Origin of the sequence: Pseudomonas sp. 43(2021) (assembly GCF_017490805.1) — a bacterium.
Taxonomy (GTDB): domain Bacteria; phylum Pseudomonadota; class Gammaproteobacteria; order Pseudomonadales; family Pseudomonadaceae; genus Aquipseudomonas.
Genome location: NZ_JAFGYJ010000422.1, coordinates 1 through 470 on the forward strand (window position 1 = coordinate 1; position 470 = coordinate 470).

At 53.6% G+C, this 470-nt stretch carries 2 pseudogenes; one reads left to right on the forward strand and one right to left on the reverse strand.

What is annotated here, in order from left to right:
• A pseudogene (locus J5M71_RS29475) lies at positions 1–111 on the reverse strand (amino acid ABC transporter substrate-binding protein); the annotation flags it as partial.
• Between the two features lie 255 nt (positions 112–366).
• On the opposite strand from J5M71_RS29475, the pseudogene J5M71_RS27965 reads away from it, so the two are divergent.
• A pseudogene (locus tag J5M71_RS27965) lies at positions 367–470 on the forward strand (GNAT family N-acetyltransferase); the annotation flags it as partial.

Here is a 470-nt window from a genome sequence, read left to right on the forward strand (position 1 = left end):
GTCGGTAAACGGCGGCCAATTATCGAACGCCAGCCGCAGCTTCTGCGCCGCAGCATCCTGGCCCAGCACCAGCAGTCCGATCAAAGCAACGGCTTGAAGCAATCGCAGCATGCTTGAACATCCTCAGCGGGCAACCGCCCGACGTGGTTTCACGTCAAAACCCAAGGCCCCTTATCGGCAAAACCCAAGCATTGAACATTAGCTCATGGGAGCCCGTGGACAGTGCTCTTGAGCAGATTACACAAAGTCGCAGCCAGCGCGAGAAAGGAATAGTGGCATTTTGACCTTTATCACAGACTGTTGCGCCATACAGACATACGGCGCTGCTGCGCTTAGTATCGGGCGACATGGTCAAGGAATCGAAAAATGACAATCGAGTGGATCTGCAAACATCATCGCGATTTGGGCAAAGAGCGGTTGTACGCCTTGTTGAAGCTGCGCTCTGACGTATTCGTGGTCGAACAGAAATG